Origin of the sequence: Arthrobacter sp. StoSoilB20, from assembly GCF_019977295.1 — a bacterium.
Lineage (GTDB): Bacteria > Actinomycetota > Actinomycetes > Actinomycetales > Micrococcaceae > Arthrobacter > Arthrobacter nicotinovorans_A.
On sequence record NZ_AP024651.1, the window covers coordinates 3193926 to 3210365 of the forward strand.

The 16440-nt window shown below is 64.2% G+C and carries 16 protein-coding genes; 6 read left to right on the forward strand and 10 right to left on the reverse strand.

Going from position 1 to position 16440, the window contains the following annotated elements; all coding sequences use genetic code 11:
• The first annotated feature begins 37 nt into the window (after positions 1–37).
• From LDN85_RS14405 to LDN85_RS14420, 4 genes are all read left to right on the forward strand, one after another.
• On the forward strand, positions 38–748 hold the full coding sequence (locus LDN85_RS14405; RefSeq protein WP_026540005.1) for a 3'-5' exonuclease: 711 nt from the start codon (positions 38–40) through the stop codon (positions 746–748).
• Between the two features lie 326 nt (positions 749–1074).
• Positions 1075–2025 (forward strand): ABC transporter substrate-binding protein, encoded by a 951-nt coding sequence (locus LDN85_RS14410; protein WP_026540004.1) that lies wholly within the window; start codon positions 1075–1077, stop codon positions 2023–2025.
• A gap of 12 nt (positions 2026–2037) precedes the next feature.
• Complete coding sequence (locus LDN85_RS14415; protein WP_026540003.1) at positions 2038–2802, forward strand: amino acid ABC transporter permease; 765 nt, start codon at positions 2038–2040, stop codon at positions 2800–2802.
• Positions 2799–3536, forward strand: coding sequence for an amino acid ABC transporter ATP-binding protein (locus tag LDN85_RS14420; RefSeq protein ID WP_026540002.1), 738 nt, complete (start codon positions 2799–2801; stop codon positions 3534–3536). Before LDN85_RS14415 ends, LDN85_RS14420 begins: the two co-directional genes overlap by 4 nt.
• A gap of 113 nt (positions 3537–3649) precedes the next feature.
• Here LDN85_RS14420 and LDN85_RS14425 read toward each other — a convergent pair whose 3' ends face one another.
• Positions 3650–4639: a glycoside hydrolase family 3 N-terminal domain-containing protein gene (locus LDN85_RS14425; protein WP_026546187.1), complete on the reverse strand. Its 990-nt coding sequence runs from the start codon at positions 4637–4639 to the stop codon at positions 3650–3652.
• A gap of 43 nt (positions 4640–4682) precedes the next feature.
• Here LDN85_RS14425 and LDN85_RS14430 point away from each other — a divergent pair, with 43 nt between their 5' ends.
• Positions 4683–4952 (forward strand): hypothetical protein, encoded by a 270-nt coding sequence (locus LDN85_RS14430; RefSeq protein ID WP_026546188.1) that lies wholly within the window; start codon positions 4683–4685, stop codon positions 4950–4952.
• Between the two features lie 101 nt (positions 4953–5053).
• On the opposite strand, the gene hemL is transcribed toward LDN85_RS14430, so the two are convergent.
• From hemL to hemE, 9 genes are all read right to left on the reverse strand, one after another.
• Complete coding sequence (gene hemL / locus LDN85_RS14435) at positions 5054–6373, reverse strand: glutamate-1-semialdehyde 2,1-aminomutase (protein ID WP_026546189.1); 1320 nt, start codon at positions 6371–6373, stop codon at positions 5054–5056.
• A gap of 52 nt (positions 6374–6425) precedes the next feature.
• Entirely contained in the window at positions 6426–7538 is a 1113-nt protein-coding gene (locus LDN85_RS14440; protein WP_223943377.1) for an LLM class flavin-dependent oxidoreductase, read from the reverse strand.
• On the reverse strand, positions 7538–8518 hold the full coding sequence (hemB, locus tag LDN85_RS14445; protein WP_223943378.1) for a porphobilinogen synthase: 981 nt from the start codon (positions 8516–8518) through the stop codon (positions 7538–7540). Before hemB ends, LDN85_RS14440 begins: the two co-directional genes overlap by 1 nt.
• Positions 8515–9393 carry a uroporphyrinogen-III synthase gene (locus tag LDN85_RS14450; RefSeq protein ID WP_223943379.1) on the reverse strand — a complete coding sequence of 293 codons (879 nt, stop codon included), beginning with the start codon at positions 9391–9393 and terminating at the stop codon, positions 8515–8517. Before LDN85_RS14450 ends, hemB begins: the two co-directional genes overlap by 4 nt.
• Positions 9380–10378: a hydroxymethylbilane synthase gene (hemC, locus tag LDN85_RS14455; RefSeq protein ID WP_223943380.1), complete on the reverse strand. Its 999-nt coding sequence runs from the start codon at positions 10376–10378 to the stop codon at positions 9380–9382. Before hemC ends, LDN85_RS14450 begins: the two co-directional genes overlap by 14 nt.
• The gene (locus LDN85_RS14460; protein ID WP_223943381.1) at positions 10375–11598 is read right to left on the reverse strand and encodes a ferrochelatase; all 1224 of its coding nucleotides are present in this window, start codon (positions 11596–11598) and stop codon (positions 10375–10377) included. Before LDN85_RS14460 ends, hemC begins: the two co-directional genes overlap by 4 nt.
• Positions 11595–12296 (reverse strand): hydrogen peroxide-dependent heme synthase, encoded by a 702-nt coding sequence (gene hemQ / locus LDN85_RS14465; protein ID WP_026539994.1) that lies wholly within the window; start codon positions 12294–12296, stop codon positions 11595–11597. Before hemQ ends, LDN85_RS14460 begins: the two co-directional genes overlap by 4 nt.
• 72 nt (positions 12297–12368) lie before the next feature.
• Complete coding sequence (hemG, locus tag LDN85_RS14470) at positions 12369–13811, reverse strand: protoporphyrinogen oxidase (protein ID WP_026546194.1); 1443 nt, start codon at positions 13809–13811, stop codon at positions 12369–12371.
• A gap of 32 nt (positions 13812–13843) precedes the next feature.
• Positions 13844–14959, reverse strand: a complete 1116-nt coding sequence (hemE, locus tag LDN85_RS14475) for a uroporphyrinogen decarboxylase (protein WP_026539992.1) — start codon at positions 14957–14959, stop codon at positions 13844–13846.
• A 158-nt stretch (positions 14960–15117) separates the two neighbouring features.
• Between hemE and LDN85_RS14480 the strand changes: the two genes are divergently transcribed.
• Complete coding sequence (locus LDN85_RS14480; RefSeq protein ID WP_026539991.1) at positions 15118–16440, forward strand: glutamyl-tRNA reductase; 1323 nt, start codon at positions 15118–15120, stop codon at positions 16438–16440.

Below are 16440 nucleotides of genomic sequence, written 5' to 3' on the forward strand. Positions count from 1 at the left end.
TCCAAAGACTGTCGGACCCAGCCGGTAGCTTGAAGACATGAGCTCCTGGAACACCCTCTCCCGCGCCGCATTCGACCTCGAGACCACCGGGAAGAACTCGCGGTCAGCCCGCATCGTCACCGCTTCGATCACCGTTGTCGATGACCACGGAGAACTCATTGCCGAGCACGAGTGGCTGGCTGACCCGGGCGTTGAGATTCCCCTTGAAGCCAGTGAAGTCCATGGCGTGTCCACGGAGAAGGCCAGGGCAGAAGGCCGTCCGGCGGCAGAAGTCACCCGTGAAGTTGCCGCGGTTCTCCAGGAACTTTTCGACGCCGGCACTCCCGTCATCGCTTTCAACGCCAGTTACGACTTCACCGTGCTGGCCGCTGAGTCTGCACGCTATGGAGTGCCGCAACTGAGCCGCTTCCCCGTGTTGGACCCCTATGTCATGAACAAACAAGTGGATCGCTACCGCAAGGGAAAGCGCACGCTGACTGCCCTGTGCGAGGAATACGGGGTTGACCTGACCAACGCCCACACCTCCGCAGCGGATGCGCTCGCCACCCTCCGCGTCCTGGATGCAATGGCCGGCAAGTTCCCCAAGCTGCAGATGCCTGCGTCCACACTCCACCAGTTGCAAGTAGACTGGGCCGCGTCCCAGGCCGCCGATTTCCAGCAGTATTTGCGGCGCAGCAAACCCACCGCAGTTATCGAGGGCGAGTGGCCGGTCCTGCCGCCTGAGGATGCGGGTCGGGGCGGCTTCTAACCAAAGCTTCCTCCCACGGGGTTGCATTCTGCGACGCATGTCACACGAAACAGCGGGAACCCCAAAGGCCAGCCACTTCGCGTGCGGATTCCACACACGCACCGGCTGGCGGAATAGTCCGGAACCCGAGGACTCACCCAAGGGAACTTTGTTCGGCCAAATCGATGGCGAGCAATCATTTGTTCGATTCACGCTGCCCCGGTGGGCGGGTGACATAATTAAGTTTGGCGGGTTGAAGTCTGCTAGGGCAGCCACCCTTCCTTTCGGTTGCCACATTCCCCGCCCACCGTGAAACGTCTTCGTGACCCGATGAAAGTGATTTCTTCATGAAATTCAAAGCCCCTAAGTGGCTGTCTGTTGCCCCCGTGGCCGCAGCCCTGGTGATTTCCCTGGCAGCTTGTGGCGGTGGAACTTCCGAGCCCAGCGGTTCGCCCACCGATGCGTTGGCCGGCAGCGACCAGAAGTCCCTGGACACGTTCACCACCGCCGAGGTAACCCCGCTGGACAAGATCGACAAGTCCAAGTTGGGCCTCATTACCGACGGCACCCTGCGCGTGGGCACCCTCTCCGATGCCCCGCCGAACATCTTCATTGACCCCTCGGGCAAATTCACCGGTTATGACAACGAGCTCCTCCGCGCCATCGGCGACAAGCTGGGCCTGAAGGTTGAGTTCGCATCCACCGACTTCTCCGCGTTGCTCTCCCAGGTGGGCAACAAGCAGTTCGACGTCGGATCCTCCTCGATCTCCACCACCGACGCACGCCGTAAGACAGTCGGTTTCACCAACGGCTACGACTTCGGCTACATGGCCATCGTGACCAAGAGCGACTCCAAGGTGGGCGGCTTCGCCGACGTCAAGGAAGGCCTGCGCATCGGCGTTGTCCAGGGCACCGTCCAGGATGACTACATGACGAACACGCTCAAGATCGAGCCCGTCCGTTTCCCTGACTACAACACCGTTTACGGCAACGTGAAGAACGGCCAGATCGACGCATGGGTCGCTCCCTCCCAGCAGGCTGAAGGCCAGGTCAAGGAAGGCGACAACACCAAGATCGCCGAGAAGGTTGTCAACACCCAGAACTTCACCGCCTATGCAGTGAACAAGGACAACCAGCCGCTGATCGACGCCTTGAACTCCGGCTTGGATGCCGTCATTGCCGACGGCACCTGGGCCAAGCTCACAGCCGAGTGGTACAAGGACCGTCCGACTGCTGCCGAGCAGACCCCCCAGGGCTGGAAGCCGGGCAGCAAGGCCGTCCAGCTCCCCGCCAAGTAAACAAGGCGTTCCATGGATATCCTCAATCAACTTGCCGAGACCTTCTTTGACTGGGAGGCAATGGGCGAAGTCCTTCCCAAGATGTTCGCCGTCGGCCTGCCCAATACCATCGTCCTGGCTGTCGTCTCCGGCATCATCGGGACCGCGATCGGGATGCTGCTCGCCCTGATGGGGATTTCCCGGAACGCAGCAGCACGGTGGATAGCCCGCATTTACACGGACATTCTCCGCGGGCTTCCTCCGGTGCTGACCATTCTGGTGATCGGGTTCGGTTTCGGCCCCATCATTCGTGAACTGACGGGCTCCACCAGCCCCTACCCCATGGCTATCGCGGCGTTGTCGTTGATGTCCGGCGCGTACATCGGCGAGATCTTCCGGTCCGGCATCCAGAGCGTGGACAAGGGACAACTCGAAGCGACCCGTGCCCTCGGATTCAGCTACGGCTCCTCCATGCGCCTGGTGGTAGTACCCCAGGGAATCCGCAGGGTCCTTCCGGCCCTGGTAAACCAGTTCATTGCACTGATCAAGGAATCCTCATTGGTGTTCATGCTGGGCCTCCTGGCCACGGAACGCGAGATTTTCCAGATCGGCAAGGACGCCGCCGCCAACAGCGGAAACCTGTCCCCGTACGTTGCTGCCGCCATCTTCTACCTCGCGCTGACCATCCCGCTCACGCATTTTGTGAACTGGATCGACGCCCGCATGCGCTCCGGCAAGCCGGAGAAGAAGGAACCGGATGAGGCAGCAGCCGTGGTAGGAAAAGGAGCGCAGGCATGAGTGAATTCGCATCCGGCACATTAACTGCAAAGAACATCCACTTGTCCTTTGGCAGCAACCACGTGCTGCGGGGCATTGACCTGCACGTCGAGAAAGGCACCACGGCCTCCGTGATCGGCCCTTCCGGCTCAGGCAAGTCGACCCTTCTGCGCGTGATGAACCGCCTCATCGAACCCGACCAGGGCGACATCCTGCTGGACGGACGTTCTGTGCTCAAGGACAATCCGGACGAACTGCGTCGCCGGATCGGCATGGTGTTCCAGCAGTTCAACCTGTTCCCCCACAAGACCGTGGCTGAGAACATTTCGCTGGCATTGCGCAAACTCCGTGGCATGTCCAAGGAGCAGGCGCGCGACGAGGCCCTGTCCCAACTGGACCTTGTGGGCCTGAAGCACAAGGCCGACTCGCGTCCGGCAAACCTTTCCGGTGGCCAGCAGCAGCGCGTGGCGATCGCCCGTGCCCTGGCCATGAAGCCGGAGGTGATGTTCTTTGACGAGGCCACCTCTGCGCTGGACCCGGAATTGGTCAAGGGCGTTCTTGCCCTCATGACCGACCTGGCCCAAGGCGGCATGACCATGGTGGTGGTGACCCACGAGATGGGCTTCTCGCGCAACGTCTCCGATGTGGTGACCTTCATGGACGCCGGCGTGGTGGTGGAATCCGGACCTCCGGAGCAGCTTTTCACCAATCCGCAAACGGAACGCCTGCAGGGCTTCCTGTCGGACGTCCTCTAGGCAAAAAAAGCACCAGCCCAAAGAACCCCGTCTTCGTTGCGAAGACGGGGTTCTTTGCTGTGGCATTGGCCCTGCTGTGATCACAGCCCCCTGCAATCACTGCCCGGCTGCGATCACTGCCCGGCTTTGACCCGCAGCACGGTCAGGGCCGCGGCATCGACCTTCGCGCGGAACGAGGCATCTGCCTGGGCCTTCTTAACCACTGCCTGGTGCATGGCGGGAATACTCGCAGGATCCGCGCACACCAACATGGTTCCGCCGGCACCAAAGAAGTTCAGGGCGCGGTCCGCATCCGACCAGGCTTCCAATTGCGCGGCGCTGCAGAGATCGTCCGAGAGGACGATTCCGGTGAAGCCGGCGTCTTTCCGCAACATCGTGTCCATGACGGTTGGCGAAAACGGTGCGATGTTTGCGGGGTCGATCTTGTCGTAGTAGGCGTTTGAAACCATGACCCACCGGGTGCCGGAGGAGATGGCGGCCTTGAAGGGCTCCAGGGCGGGATCCTGCCGAGTGGTGGAGGTGTCCCTGACATCACTGGTCACGTCCGTGTTGGGAACCACCTTGCCCAAACCGGGGAAGTGCTTCACTACAGGCGCTACGCCCGCATCCTTCATGCCATCGGCAAAGGCATTGCCGAGCGCCGAAACCGTTCCGGGCGCATAGCCGTATTCGCGTTGGAAGTGGCCGATGGGGGCGTTGGAAGGAGCAAATTCCGGGCTGGTGACAGTGTCCAGCACAGGGGCTAGATTGACGTTGATCCCGGCGCTCCGAAGCTCCTTGCCCCACACGGCAGCGTCAGCCCGGAGTTTTGCCTGCCCGGCCCCTGCCTGAACCAGGGCCGTGGGTATTGTTGAGAATCCCGGACCCGAAAGAACCTGGACATACCCGCCTTCCTGGTCGGTGGCTACGAAAAGCGGCACACCGCCGGTGGTCCCGGCGGAGACTGTGCCCGTCAGGGAAGACACCACGGAAGCGGTGGCGGCGCTGCCTGCTTTGCTGCGACCACTCAGATAGACATTGCCTGCGTGGTATTCCTTCAGTGCCTGCATGGTTCCCGGCTCAGCGCCGGTGGCTTTGGCTGCCACCATAAACAGCTGGCCCACTCTCTGCTCAAGGCTGAGCTTCGCCAACTGTTGCTCGGCAGCAGTGGGCGCACTCGTAGCGGGCGCGGCAGACGCTGTGGGAACGGCGGATGGCGCCGGTGTCGCCGTCGTGGTTCCTGGTGCCGGCGTTACCGGCCGGGGAGAACTTGGGGGCGGAGAAGCAGAGGTCGACGCCGTCCCTTCCGTTGGGGACGCCGCCGTGCTTCCGCTGCCGCTTGAGCAGCCGGACGCCAAGGCGAGCAAAGCTCCAGCCGTTGCGATGCTCACACCAAAAGATGCAAATGTCTGGGTCTTGCGCATGGTAAACCGTTAGTTCGTTGGGGGTGGGTTTCCACCTACGAGCCTACCCCGTGTGAAGACTGCGATGCCCCGGCCCTGTGCTTTTCCGCACGTGGCCGGGGCATCGGCGCCATATCAGGCAGTGGCGCCGGCAGCAGCCTGGGCGGCCGCCGGGAGGGCTTCGAAAATACGGTTCATCGCAGCGTCGTCGTGGGCGGCAGACAGGAACCAGGCCTCGAAGACCGAAGGCGGGAGGTAAACGCCCGAATCCAGCATGGAGTGGAAGAACGGCGCGTAGCGGAAGCTCTCCTGGGCCTGGGCGTCGTCATAGTTGTGCACGCCGTGGGCCGAGGTGCCAAAAGCAACCGAGAAGAGGTTTCCTGCCCGTTGGATGGAGTGGTCAACGCCGGCAGCATCCAGGGCTGAGGAAAGTGCCGCGGAGAGTTCAAGCGAGCGGGCATCGACGTAGGCGTAGACCTCGGGCGTCGCGTTGCTGAGCGTTGCCACACCGGCGGCCATGGCTACCGGGTTACCGGACAGTGTGCCCGCCTGGTACACCGGGCCAACCGGCGCGAGGTAGTCCATGACGTCGGCGCGGCCGCCCAGGGCCGCCGTCGGCATTCCGCCGCCGATGACCTTGCCGAAGGTGAGCAGGTCCGGCGCCCACCCTTCCTGGCGTCCGGTGAGGCCCCAGTAGCCCGAGTAGCCCGTACGGAAACCGGTGAGGACTTCGTCCACGATCAGGAGTGCACCGTGTTCCTTGGTAATGCGGGACAGCCCTGCGTTGAAGCCCTCTCCCGGGGTGACGACGCCCATGTTGGCAGGAGCGGCTTCAGTAATGACGGCGGCAATGTTGTTGCCGTGGGTGGCGAAGGCAGCCTCTACGGCAGCGAGGTCGTTGTAGGGCAGAACCAGGGTTTCGGCCGCCGTCGCCGCGGTGACACCCGCCGAACCTGGGAGTGCCAGGGTTGCAACGCCGGAACCTGCCGCTGCCAGCAGTCCGTCCAGGTGGCCGTGGTAGCAGCCGGCGAACTTGATGATGAGGTTCCGGCCGGTGAAGCCCCGTGCCAGGCGTACGGCGGTCATGGTGGCTTCAGTGCCGGTTGAGACCATGCGGAGACGCTCGACGGCGGACACCCGTTCCTTGACGATCTCGGCCAGGTTGGCCTCATCCGGTGTCGAAGCACCGAACGACAGTCCCCTGTCCACAGCTGCATGAACGGCCTCGAGCACGGCCGGGTGCGCATGGCCCAGCAGGGCAGGTCCCCAGGAACAGACCAGGTCCACGTACTCCTTGCCATCGGCATCGGTGAGGTAGGCGCCCTTGGCGGAAACCATGAACTTCGGGTTACCGCCTACGGATCCGAAGGCACGAACCGGGGAGTTCACGCCACCGGGCATCAGGGACCGGGCACGGTCGAACAGCTGATCGGAGACAGGGGTATTGGAAGTCATGGTTCCTATTCTTTCAGTGATTCAGGAGCAGCAGTGGTTGGCCGGGCACGCGCTAGGCGGAGGCCAGCAGCTCGGCGACCCTCGGGGCCACCTCGGTACCGTAAAGCTCGATGCAGCGCATCATGGACTGGTGGGGCAACGTCCCGTTGCTGTATTTGAGGTCGAAGCGGTCCACGCCCAGATTCCGTTTGAGCAGGACGATCTTTTGCGCCACGGTCTCCGGCGATCCGACGTACAGCGCGCCCTCGGGGCCGCACATGGCCTCGAATTCGCCCCGGTTGCCCGGACCCCAGCCGCGTTCGGCACCGATCCTGTTCCGCTGGTCGAGCCAGTGCGGGAAAAGCTCTTCCCGGGCACCTTCGTCGGTATCGGCAATATAACCGGGCGAATGCGTTGCGATCTGCCGCATGGGGTGGCCGTACTTTGCCATCGCTTCACGGTAAAGGTTCACCAAGGGGGCAAAGCGGCGGGGTTCTCCCCCGATGATGGCGAAAATGATCGGATAGCCATATTCCGCGCAACGGAGGACGGACTCCGGTGTTCCGCCCACACCAATCCAGGTGGGCAGCAGGTGATGCTGCAATTTGGGGTACACCTGCAGCCCATTGACGTTGGGACGGGTGCGGCCTTCCCAATGAACCGGCTTCTGAGCACGTACCTTGTCGAAAAGCTCCAGCTTTTCCTCGAAGAGAACTTCGTAGTCGGCCAGGTCAAGGCCGAACAGCGGGAAGGATTCAACAAACGAGCCCCTGCCGAGCATTACCTCGGCCCTGCCGTTGGACAGCGCATCAACGGTGGAGAAACGCTGGAATACACGAATCGGATCATCCGAGCTCAGCACGGTGACAGCCGAGCCCAGCCGAATGCGGGAGGTCACAGCCGCAGCAGCGGCAAGGAAGACCTCCGGCGCTGACACTGCGAAGTCCCGGCGATGGTGCTCCCCTACCCCGAAGGCATGGATCCCGACGGCGTCCGCCAGCTTTGCTTCTTCGAGCAGTTCACGCAGGACCCGGGCGTGTTCCTTGGGATTCCCATCGGCGTCGACACCGGCGTCGCCGAAAGTATTCAAGCCCAGGAGAATTTCGTTGGCCGTTACAGGCGCCACTGGATCCGGGGAAACAGCGGGGTCCAAAGACACATCAGGGTCAGAGGGAACGGATGTCATCAGGACTCCTTCAGCCAGCCTGCGAGTTCGGAGGCCCAGTAGGTCAGCACGGTATCGGCTCCGGCGCGCTTGATCCCCAGGACGGATTCGGTGATGGCACCGCGCCTGTCGATCCAGCCGTTGGCCGCAGCCGCTTCGATCATGGCGTACTCGCCGGAGATTTGGTAGGCCGAGACCGGCACCGGGCTCATCGCGGCCACGTCGGCCAGAATGTCCAGGTAGCTCATGGCAGGTTTGACCATCACCATGTCGGCACCTTCTTCAAGGTCAAGTTCAACTTCCAGGACGGCTTCCCGACGGTTGGCGGCGTCCATCTGGTAAGTCCTGCGATCGCCCTTGAGCTGGGAATCGACTGCCTCACGGAACGGTCCATAGAAGGCCGAAGCGTACTTGGCGGCATAGGCGAGGACCACGGTGTTCTTGTGGCCGGCTTCTTCCAAAGCCTGGCGGATCACGGCGATCTGGCCATCCATCATGCCCGACGGGCCCAGCACATGCGCCCCGGCATCGGCCTGGGCTACTGCCATCTGTCCGTAGATTTCCAGCGTGGCATCGTTGTCCACGTAGCCAGCGGCGTCGAGGACACCACAGTGGCCGTGATCGGTGAACTCATCCAGGCAAACGTCACCCATGATGACCAGGTCATCGCCCACCTCGGCCTTGACATCGCGGATGGCCTTGTTCAGGACGCCTTCCGGGTCAAGGGAAGCCGTGCCCTGGGCGTCGCGTACCGCTGGGATGCCGAACAGCATGATGCCGCCCACGCCGAGCTCCACCGCTTGGGCCGCAGCACGTTTCAGGGAGTCGGTGGTGTGCTGGACTACCCCCGGCATTGAGCTGATGGGGCTCGGTTCCGTGAGGCCTTCCCGGATGAATGCCGGGAGGATCAGGTCAGCCGGTGCCAGCCGGTTCTCCGCGGTAAGCCTGCGCATGGCAGGAGTTGTGCGCAGACGGCGGGGACGATGGTTCGGAAAGCTCATTGTGGGTTCCCTTCGTTGGCGAAAACAGATTCCAAGGCGGCCACGATGCCGTCCGGAGTTGGTTCTTTGGCGGTGGCAGCTACGGTGAGGCCCAGGCGGGTGGCTTCAGCCGCCGTCGGACGCCCTATGGCTACCAGCCGGCATCTGCCCAGCGGCAGCAAGGTCTCAGCAATGCGCCGCGCGGCGCTGGGTGAGGCCGCCACCACTGCGTCCACAGCCCCGGCTTGGAGGGCATCCCGGGCCTCTTCCGGGTTGAGCGTCGGCGGCAGAGCCTTACCGGAACCCCCGACGACGTCCGGCAGTTCCGCTTCGAGGCGGAGTTCCGCCCGGGCCGGGTAGTCCACTGTGTGGTAGGCGACGGCCGCGGTGACGTCCGCGCCTTTGGAGGCCAGGCCTTCGCGCAGCCCAGGTGCTGCGATGTCGGCTTGGGGCAGGAGCACCCGGGACGGCCCCGGTTCCCACAGTTCCACCAGACCATCGGCGGACTGCTGCCCGGCAGGCGCAAGATGAACCGTGAGGCCGATGGATTCGAGCATGCGGACCGAGGTGGGCCCAATGGTGGCCACCCTGGTAGTGGCAGGGACCAGGCCTGCCGGCGTCGTTCCCCTCTGGGCAGCTTTTTCGAGGAGGACTTTGGCGCTGGTGATGCTGCTGATCACCAGCCAGTCGAAGTCACCCGCGGCCAGGCGGTCAAGAACGGAGTCCAGGGCCCGCTGGTCCTTGGCACGCTCGAAATCGATCAGTGGCAAAACCAAGGGGGCGGCGCCGCGGCTGTGCAGGAGTGAGGCCAGGTCCCTGGCCCGGTCGGCGCTCCTGGTAATCAGGATGCGCCGACCGTTCAACCCTTGGGGATCAGGCTGTTCAGGATGCGGCAAGGTCCGCGATCTCCGCGGCACCGGCAGCGAGCAAAAGCTCAGCCACTTCGATGCCGAGCAACGTGGCGCCCACTTCCGTGAGCCCATCGGTGGCTTTCTTCTCCCGCACGGTCTTGGTACCGTCCACCGCGCAGACCACTGCTTCAAGGTGCAGCATGCTGCCCTTGCGGAAAGCGTAAGCACCTACAGGAGCAGCGCACCCCGCTTCGAGCCTGGCAAGCACGGCACGCTCGGCGGTAACGGCCAAACGGGTGTCGTCGTCGTCCAACGCGGCAAGCGCCTGGGCCAGGACTCCGCTCGAGCCGTCAGCGGACCCGTCCTGGCGCGGAGCGTCATCGGTGCGGCATTCAATGGCCAGCGCACCCTGACCGGGCGCGGGGAGCATCACGGTGGTGTCGAAGAACTCGCTGACCGTGTCCAGCCGGCCCATGCGTTCCAAACCTGCAGCTGCCAACACCACGGCATCAAGGTCACAGGACTTGCCCGGCACTACTTCCTCCGTGAGGTTTCCCGGCAAGCCGGGAACCCTGCCGAGGCGGGTATCGACGTTGCCGCGGATGTCCAGGACTTCGATATCCGGCCGCGCTGCCCGGAGCTGGGCCGCACGGCGCGGTGAACCCGTGCCCACCTTGGCCCCGCCGGGCAACTCGGAGAGTGTCATCCCCTCGCGTGCACACAGAACATCGCGGACATCCACCCGTTTAGGTGTTGCGGCGATACTCAGTCCCAGGGCTGCCCCCGTGGGCAGGTCCTTGAGGGAGTGGACGGCGACATCGCACGTCTCGGCCAGCAAGGCGTCACGCAAGGCCGCAACAAACACGCCCGTTCCGCCCATCTGGGACAGGGAACCTGTCTTGACGTCGCCCTCGGTCTTGATGTGGACCAGTTCCACCGGGAACCCGCCAACAGCGGCCAGCTTGTCTGCCGTTTGCTGCGTCTGCGTCAAAGCCAGCTTGCTGGCCCTGGTGCCGATGCGTACGGTCACTTGGCGGCCTCCGCTGCAGGATAGGCGTCATGGCCAAGACCCACAGTGGTTCCGACTTCTGAAATAACCGGCTTCGCGCCGCGGAAGTTCTCGCAGCAGTTGGGGCGGCAGACGTCGTACCAGGGTCCGAGGTCCGTCACGTGGGGACGCTCGGCGATGTTGTTTTCCACCGTGCGTTCGCAGATCAGGTCAACCAGGCCGGACACGAAGGCGGCATGGGTTCCCGGAGTGGGAACGCGCGTGGCTTCGATGTCCAGGTTCTTGCAGGTTTCCAGCGCTTCGGTGTCAAGGTCCCAGGCAACTTCCATGTGATCACTGACGAAGCCCAGCGGAACGATGACAACACCGCGGACACCTGCAGGGGCGATTTCCTCGAGGTGGTCATTGATGTCCGGTTCGAGCCAGGGGATGTGCGGGGCACCGGAACGGGACTGGTACACCAGGTCCCAGGCAACGTTGGGAGCCACAGCATCCATGATGGCCTGGGCATTGGCCAAGTGCTGGGCAGCATAAGCCGAACCTTCGGCAAATTCGCGCGGCTCGTCCTCGGACCGGCCTGCCGCCTCGGCGTCCCGCGTGGGGATGGAGTGGGTTGCGAACAGGACGCGGATTTTCGTATCCGGGTCATCCTCGCCGGCCGCAGCGAGTTTGCCACGGATCTCTTCCAAGCCCGCTGCGGTACCTTCCAGGAAGGGCTGGACTACGCCGGGGTGGTCGAAGTATTGGCGGATCTTGTCCACCTGCAGCTTGCCGTCCAGCCCGGTTTCCGTCAGGGCAACGCCGATGTCTTCGCGGTACTGGCGGCAGCTGGAGTAACAGGAGTAGATGCTGGTGGTGAGCATCAGGAGCCGGCGGTGTCCGGCGTCGTAGGCGTCCTGGAGGACCGGGGCGATGTACGGATCCCAGTTACGGTTTCCCCAGAGGACCGGCAGTTCAATACCGCGGCGGGCCAGCTCGGCTTCGATGGCAGCCTTCAGTTCGCGGTTTTGCTGGTTGATGGGGCTGATGCCACCGAAGGCGCGGTAGTGGTGCGAGACCTCTTCGAGCCGCTCATCCGGGATGCCCCGGCCACGGGTGACGTTGCGCAGGAACGGAATGACGTCATCCTGGCCTTCGGGACCACCGAAGGACGCCAGCAGTACGGCGTCGTATCGCTTGGGCTCCTGGCGCCCACGCTCGGTGACAGCGTTTGGTGCTGTGGAGATAACGGGCTGGTTCATGCGAGCACCTCGGCAATCTCGGCAGCCGTCACGCGGCGGCCGGTGTAGAAGGGGACTTCTTCGCGAACGTGGTGGCGTGCCTCGGTGGCCCGCAGGTGGCGCATCAAATCCACCAGGTCCACCAGCTCCGGTGCCTCGAGGCCAAGGATCCATTCCCAGTCACCGAGCGCGAAGGAGGAAACGGTGTTGGAGATGACCTGCGGGAATTCGCGTCCCAGCAGGCCATGGTCGCGGAGCATCTTGCCGCGCTCGTCCGTCGGGAGCAGGTACCACTCGTACGAACGGACAAACGGGTAGACGCAGAGCCAGGTGCTCGGCTCGACGCCACGGGCGTAGGCGGGTACGTGGCTCTTGGAGAACTCAGCTTCGCGGTGCACGCCCATGGCGGACCAGACGATCTCCGTTCCGGCGAAGAGCTTGCTGCGCCGGATGGAGCGGACGGCGGACTGCAGGTCCTCGGGCTTGGGGCCATGGAGCCACACCATGATGTCGGCGTCGGAGCGCATCGCCGAGACGTCGTAGCTGCCGCGCAGGATCACGTCGCCCTCCGCGAGCTTCTCCGCAAGGGCTTCGAATTCCTGGGCAGCATCGCCGCTGCGCAGGACGTCGGCCGAGCGCTTGAAGACCGTCCACAGCGTGTAGAACTGTTCTTCGGTTTCAGCAGTTTTAGTGACAGATTCGGCAGAAGTGTGGCTCATGGTTCAAGTTTGCCCCGTGCCGGCCCCTAAGTCGAAACGGATCAGTTCTACAACGCGTAGAAGTGAGGTAAATCACATACCAGTGGACTCGCGGGAGGTTGCAGCAGCCACTTGGGACCTCGTATCGGCCACCACCGCTGCCAGGCCATTGCCCGCCAACCAGCCCCCAACTACCGTCAATCCATCCACAGCAGCGCAGATCGCGCGCACCTGCCCGACGCGCTGTTTATGACCGACGGCGGCGAACGGCAAAGCACCAGCCCATCGCACCACGTCCCAGTCCACAATGTCGGCACGTACAACGGGCACCGTCAAGAGGGCAGAGGCGTCCTCCAAGGCCGCAGCCAGGAGCGATTCGTCATCCATGACGATGTCTGCTCCCCCACCGGCTTCTTCACGCCGGCCATAGGAGAGCCGCAGCACGTGGGTCCCCGGACCGGCCTCGCCGGCCAACCAGTCCCATTTGGCTGTTGCATGGGTCAGCGCCTTCGCTTTAATGCCGGGAGTCTGCGGCGCCACCAGGATGCCCGTACCGCGCGGCCTGCCATCAAGCTCAGGCAGGTCCACCACCATCGTCACCAGGCTCACCAAAGGTCCGGGGGCAGGCCGCAACGCGGACAGCTCCGGCATGGACGGCTCCAGAAGCCCAACGGCAGAAGGGCCGTCGAGCGCCACCACCAGCCGGCCGGCGTCGTAAGTGGAACCGCCGGCCGTTACCTGCCATCCATCCTGGGTCTTCGCCACAGCGTCAGCGCGCCGACCGGCCAACAATGCGACGCCGCGCACGCGCAGGTCTTCCACGAGTGCAGCCACCAGGGTGTTCATGCCGCCCTTCAAGCCCGCGACGGCGGACCCCGCCTTGGCAGGGCCGGAAACGGATCCGGCAGCGGCCTTGCGCTGCGCCGAAACGGCGGCAGCCAGCGAGCCATGCTTCCGGATCCCTGCCCTCAGGCCGGGTGCAACCATGTCGACGTCCAGGAGACCGGGATCGGCCGAGTGGACACCTCCAACCACCGGGGATACCAACCGCTCAAGAACCCTTTTGCCCATGCGTTTCCGAACCAGAGCAGAAACACTGGTGACCTCCGAGGAGGTGCCAACAGAGGCAGGGAGCCAACGGTCAAGCGCAGCCCGCACCGCTCCTGCCAGGCCCAGGGAGCGGCGGACTTCCGGATCCAAGGGATTGGCCGGAATGCCCAGGACTCCGGTCTTGGGAAGTTCCTGCGGCCCATCGGGCAGTTGGACCCACGCACCTCCAGGGTGCGGGGCCACGATCATGTCCGCCAGGCCAAGCTCGCGGGCCAGGCCTGCAACAGCCGGGGAACGGGTGGCGAAGGATTCCGCGCCACTGTCCAGGCTCAGCCCGGCCACAACATGGCTTCCCACGCAGCCACCCCAGGCGGGGCCGGCCTCAAGGACGGTGACGGCAAAGCCCGACATGGCAAGCTCCCGGGCCGCGATCAGTCCCGAAATGCCACCGCCCACCACAAGGGCTGCCGGTGCGTCCGATGCCATTCCGGGCGTAGGGTGCCCCCCGCGCATTGGCCTTACTCCGAAGGAATGGAGTGGATGAGTTCCACCACGCGGGTCAGGACGGTGGGGTCCGTTTCCGGAGGCACGCCGTGGCCCAGGTTCAGCACATGGCCCGGCGCATGGGCCCCGGCCGCAATGACCTCGCGGACGTGGGCTTCAAGAACCTCCCACGGAGCGGAGAGAAGTGCGGGATCGATGTTGCCTTGCAGCGGCACGGTGCCGCCGAGCCGGCGGTTGGCCTCATCCAGGGGCAGCCGGTAATCGACTCCCACCACGTCAACACCGACATCGCGCATGGCGACCAGGAGCTCGGAGGTGCCGGTACCGAAATGGATCAAGGGAGCACCCAGGCCGCGGACGTGGTCCAGTGCCCGCGCCGAGGCCGGAGCCACGTACTTCCGGTAGTCGGCAAGGCCCAGGGAACCGGCCCACGAGTCAAAGAGCTGCGCAGCCGAAGCGCCGGCTTCGAGCTGGGCTTGCAGGAACATCCCTGAGGTGTCGGCGGCCCAATTGGCCAGCGCCGCCCAGGTTTCAGGATCGGCGTGCATCATGGTCCGGGGGCCAAGGTGGTCCCGGGACGGCCTGCCTTCCACCATGTAGGCGGCAAGGGTGAAGGGGGCACCGGCGAAGCCGATCAGTGGTGTCTTGCCGAGTTCGGCGACAGTAAGCCGGACGGCCTCACGGATGGGTTCGAGCGCCTCCCACGTCAGCGTGGGCAGGGCTGCGACGTCGGCGGCCGTGCGTACCGGCTTATCCAGGACCGGCCCGACGCCGGGGACAATGTCCACGCCGACACCGGCCAGCTTCAGCGGAATCACAATGTCGGAGAAGAAGATGGCCGCATCCACGTCGTGGCGGCGAACCGGTTGGAGGGTGATTTCGGATGCAAGCTCCGGGCGCAGGCAGGAGTCGAGCATGGCCACGCCCTCGCGCACCTTCATGTACTCCGGAAGTGAGCGGCCCGCCTGGCGCATGAACCATACGGGCCTGCGGGTCGGTGTGCCGCCACGGTAGGCCGTGATCAACGGAGAATCCGAGGTGCGGCCGTCCTTCAGCGGGTGGTTGGCGCCGAGGGTTCCCGCCGGGGCGTTGGAGGCCGTACTCTGGGATGCTGCCGAGCTAGAAGTCATGCCTTCGATTGTGCCCAAAATCCGGGGCAAAAGATAACGACAAGCTGTCATGCAAGGCTCCGCACAGGCCGCTGTGGCGGTGATCACGCCGGTGCGTGTGGATCGCCACGGTGCCATATTGTTCTACCGGGCTACGAAAAAGCTATGATTGGGGTGCTGTGGTTCTTTTCTCATTGGTGGCTACACACGCCGACATCGACCTCGAAACCGTCGCTCAGTTGAGCAACGGTTCCTCTGAGCTTGCCTCGGCAGCCCTGACGGACTCCTCCGTGGTTTCCGGCGCCGTGGTCCTGGCCACGTGCAACCGCTACGAAATCTATGGCGAAACAGCCAACGGCGCTGACCTTGAAGCTGCCCGTTCGGCCCTAGTTTCGCAGATCAGCGAACTCAGCGGCCTCAACGAGCAACTTGTCTCCCGCTCTTTCGCCACGAACACCGGTTCGGATGTCACCCGGCATCTCTTCGCCGTCAGCGCCGGCCTGGATTCCGCCGTCGTGGGTGAACGCGAGATCGCCGGCCAGGTCCGCCGGGCATTGATCACCGCCCAGCAGGAAGGCACCGCAAGCTCCGGCCTGGTGCGCCTCTTCCAGGCGGCGTCCAAGACGGCCAAGGACGTCGGTGCGCAAACCGCGCTCGGCTCCCGCGGGCTCTCGATCGTATCCGTCGCGCTGGACCTTGCCACCGACCTCGCTGAGAACGACGATTGGTCCGCCAAGAAAGTGGTGGTCTTCGGAACAGGAGCCTACGCCGGCGCTACCATGTCGCTCTTGCGTGAACGCGGCTGCACCGATGTTTCCGTCTACTCTTCGTCCGGCCGTGCGGAAGCTTTCGTAGCCACCCGCGGGGGAACAGCGCTCGACGCCGGGACTCTTCCCGCCGCTGTTGCCGCAGCGGACGTCATGATCGGCTGCAGCGGATCGGACAACCGCGTGGAAGCTGAAGAACTTGCGCGCGTCCGGGCCCACTCCGGTAAACCTTTGATTGCCATTGACCTCGCCCTCACCCACGACTTCGATCCCGCGGTGGGCGAACTCGACGGCGTCGAACTCCTGACGCTGGAGTCCGTACGGCTCGCAGCACCGCAGGAACAGGCAGAGTCCCTGACCCAGGCAAGCGCAATCGTCACCGGCGCTGCGGCATCCTTCGAGTCTGAACGCGAAGCCCGTTCCGTGGACACGGCCATCGTGGCTCTTCGCCGCCACACCATGAACGTCCTGGACGCGGAAATGGAAAAGGTCCGCGCCCGGCATGGCTGCACTGCCGCCGCCGAGGAAGTGGAGTTCGCGCTGCGCCGCATGGTCAAGCAGCTGCTGCACATCCCCACCGTCCGGGCGCGTGAACTTGCCGCCAACGGTCAGCAGGACGATTACGTTGCAGCCCTCGAGGCCCTGTACGGGATCCAGGTGGAACAACCACAGGCTGCCGCTCCGGCCGCGGAATGCCCCGTGGACCACCAGCAGCTGCGCTCCGAAAGCGCCTGA

What these genes read in the sequence shown, in the direction of transcription:
- LDN85_RS14405 (WP_026540005.1), top strand. Translation starts at nt 38, where the DNA reads ATGAGCTCCTGGAACACCCTCTCCCGCGCCGCATTCGACCTCGAGACC.
- LDN85_RS14410 (WP_026540004.1), top strand. Translation starts at nt 1,075, where the DNA reads ATGAAATTCAAAGCCCCTAAGTGGCTGTCTGTTGCCCCCGTGGCCGCA.
- LDN85_RS14415 (WP_026540003.1), top strand. Translation starts at nt 2,038, where the DNA reads ATGGATATCCTCAATCAACTTGCCGAGACCTTCTTTGACTGGGAGGCA.
- LDN85_RS14420 (WP_026540002.1), top strand. Translation starts at nt 2,799, where the DNA reads ATGAGTGAATTCGCATCCGGCACATTAACTGCAAAGAACATCCACTTG.
- hemL (WP_026546189.1), bottom strand. Translation starts at nt 6,373, where the DNA reads ATGACTTCCAATACCCCTGTCTCCGATCAGCTGTTCGACCGTGCCCGG.
- LDN85_RS14440 (WP_223943377.1), bottom strand. Translation starts at nt 7,538, where the DNA reads ATGACATCCGTTCCCTCTGACCCTGATGTGTCTTTGGACCCCGCTGTT.
- hemB (WP_223943378.1), bottom strand. Translation starts at nt 8,518, where the DNA reads ATGAGCTTTCCGAACCATCGTCCCCGCCGTCTGCGCACAACTCCTGCC.
- LDN85_RS14460 (WP_223943381.1), bottom strand. Translation starts at nt 11,598, where the DNA reads ATGAACCAGCCCGTTATCTCCACAGCACCAAACGCTGTCACCGAGCGT.
- hemQ (WP_026539994.1), bottom strand. Translation starts at nt 12,296, where the DNA reads ATGAGCCACACTTCTGCCGAATCTGTCACTAAAACTGCTGAAACCGAA.
- hemG (WP_026546194.1), bottom strand. Translation starts at nt 13,811, where the DNA reads ATGGCATCGGACGCACCGGCAGCCCTTGTGGTGGGCGGTGGCATTTCG.
- hemE (WP_026539992.1), bottom strand. Translation starts at nt 14,959, where the DNA reads ATGACTTCTAGCTCGGCAGCATCCCAGAGTACGGCCTCCAACGCCCCG.